Annotated in this window: 1 protein-coding gene and 2 pseudogenes; 1 reads left to right on the top strand and 2 read right to left on the bottom strand. The window is 44.4% G+C overall.

The window, feature by feature from the left end; translation table 11 throughout:
- Positions 1-154 precede the first annotated feature (154 nt).
- Both F6K53_RS37000 and F6K53_RS36995 read right to left on the bottom strand, forming a co-directional pair.
- A pseudogene (locus F6K53_RS37000) lies at positions 155-1,245 on the bottom strand (IS630 family transposase).
- A gap of 342 nt (positions 1,246-1,587) precedes the next feature.
- Positions 1,588-2,079 (bottom strand): annotated as a pseudogene (locus tag F6K53_RS36995) (ISAs1 family transposase); the annotation flags it as partial.
- A 172-nt stretch (positions 2,080-2,251) separates the two neighbouring features.
- On the opposite strand from F6K53_RS36995, the gene F6K53_RS36990 reads away from it, so the two are divergent.
- A partial coding sequence (locus F6K53_RS36990; protein ID WP_293084530.1) for a transposase occupies positions 2,252-2,597 on the top strand: 346 nt, incomplete at its 3' end.

Raw genomic sequence — 2,597 nt, 5'->3', positions numbered from 1 at the left:
GACTTAACCAATACCAAATATATTTTAACTTGCTAAGATTTAGTTGTCAATTTAGTTGCCGATACCGCTCTATGGATTTCAGGAGACTCAAGACTCGCTCCAACTCGGCATTTCGGTTGCTCTATCATATCATGTCCGGTTAATTAGTTAAAATTTACGCATCAATTTGACGCCACCAATGAAAACCTGTCAAGCCTTGAATTAAATCTTGCTGTTTGAGTAAAGTTTTGCAGCGTTGAAACAGAACAACTTCTAGCTGCTGCGCGAGGATCAAATGAGCGATTGGCTGTTGTGCCGTCAACCAGAGTCCATAATCTTTCTGCTGGTTGCAATTGGTGGTGAGTGAGAAGGCAAAAATATTAAATGCAATCCCTCTGGTAATTCTACGCCCTTACTGGTATGCCATCCAGCTTGGTCAACAACTAAAACAATGTGTTTATCATCACCATTATTAAATTCAGCAGCAAATTCAGCCCATACCCGATTAAATAGCTCAGTATTGACATAAGGCAGAATCCACGCCTTAGTCTCTCCACTACATGGGTGTGCAAAAGCATACAACCATAACCACTCAAATCTCCAATTGACATGGGCAATTGGCCAGTCCCCAACTGGTACATAAATGCGTCGAAGCACAGGGAAAGAGTCCCAGGCGATGTTCATCCTCACACCATAATTGCACATCTGCATTCGGGTAAGTGCTTTTGATTTGCTCAAGGTCGGCGGCTAGTTTTTTTTCCAGGCTTGTTGCTCATGCATAGTCACTTTTAGTATGAGCAGGTAAAGGAACCCTCAACCATTAAGTCATTTGTCGTAGTATATCCCATCCTCTTTGTCTGCTGATGGACTTGCCCGTCACAGATGTTAACCAGTCTGCCACTTTTCGACCATTCCAAAATCCCCCATCTGGAGCAAGTCCGTTGCCAAACTTGCCATAACTGTGCTTGTTCGAAATCTCCTATTAATGGCTTGGCTCCTTGATTTTGTTTTCTGCGTTCGCGTAGCGTGGCTTTTGGCCAATCGCCTAATCCTTCAGCACCCAATTGGTTGTATCTTTTGATTAATGCATAAATCCAGATTCTACTGTAGCCAGTTATTTGGACTACTTCCTCTGTTTTTTTTCCTTGAGCGAGTAACCAGATCACCTGATACTGCCGACAAACTATGGCACTTTTGGCCTGGCGGTAACCCTGTTGGAGTTCCTCAATGCAAAGAGTGTTCGGTGATGGTAATTCGTCTTGGCATTACCTCGATGCTGTACTCTCCACTTTTATTATAAGTGATTAGACGGACATGATATCAATAAAAGAAGCAACGTAATAGCGAGTTTCATGACTGACCTCAATGATGGTTGCCCGATGAACCTGGCGTTCTGAGTGCACACGAATTAAGGTCATAAGCCCTGGGAAAGCAGGTATACAATCCAATTTATGACTAAGAGCTGACGGTGCGTTTTTCAATTCGGCCATGTCCTAGATTGATCTGTTGGACACTCTGTTCGGGATCGAAAGCGCGTTTGAACCGCTCTGAGTAATCTCGATTGGTTGCTTTTGAGGGCTCCGAGGTAATCATTGAAAGTGGCAATGATTACCTGAGCTGTTTTTTTTGGGTACTGATGGCATCAAAGGCAAACACCACGCCTTTGAGAGCCATCTGTTTGATGAAGGCTGGTAGTGCTGTGATTTCATTGGTTTTTGAATCGACCTCATAGGGTTCGAGAATCAACCCTCGTTCTACAATGTAAGCGCTTACCAGCATAATCGCTGGATGGGAGTCTTTGTTTGGGTCATCACTGATGGCTTCATAGGAGCCTCGTAGCACTTTGCCATCCGTTGCGATGGTTTCATTGGCTTTCGGTTCAATGTAAAAAAAACGAGATAAGCACGCCGAATACTTCTGATCATCTATTCTGAGCAACGTTCGTCGAATGGTGCTATATGACGGTAAGCGCTGTTTGGGTGGCTCGAACAGTGCGACTAATTCATCGTGATAGGATTTCAACCAGTCTCCAATCGCCAGAAAGCCCCGATTTCCAGCCGCAACCGCTAGGGTAAACAAGGCTAAACACAGAGCTTGAGTATGGCGTTGTCCTGCTCAGGGCGCGAGTATCGGGGAGATTCGCAAACGCTTCAACAATAGCAATCTCAGACATCTCAAGAAAAGGCTTATATAGAAGAGGACTTGCTTAGCAGATCACGGGCGCAATTAGAATGAAATAGCCCTGGACTCAACTGTTGCCATTGCTGATTCTATGTCAGTGAAAACAACCGAAAAAAGGGCTCTGTCTACGGCGCATGACGGTGGCAAGAAAGTTAAGGGGCGTAAGCGTCACATTGTAGTAGATTCCCTTGGATTATTAATTGGTGTTTTGGTTACTGTTGCGAATGCCTCAGAACGATTAGGATCCGTCGTAGTACTTAATGAAGCCAGGGATAAACTGTCGAAATTAGATGTGCTAGTGGTAGATCTCGGTTATTCTGGTAATAATTTTGCCCGTGCAGTTAAGGAAGTTTGTGGCGATCGCGTGAGGGTGGAAGTAATCAAGAGAACTTCCAAAACTTTTGAGCGGTTACCTAAACGATGGATTGTTGAGCGCA

Origin of the sequence: Moorena sp. SIO4A1, assembly GCF_010672065.1 — a bacterium.
In the GTDB taxonomy this organism is placed as follows: Bacteria; Cyanobacteriota; Cyanobacteriia; order Cyanobacteriales; family Coleofasciculaceae; genus Moorena.
The sequence above is the reverse complement of the archived record's forward strand: the minus strand, read 5'-3'. Positions and strand labels throughout refer to the sequence as shown.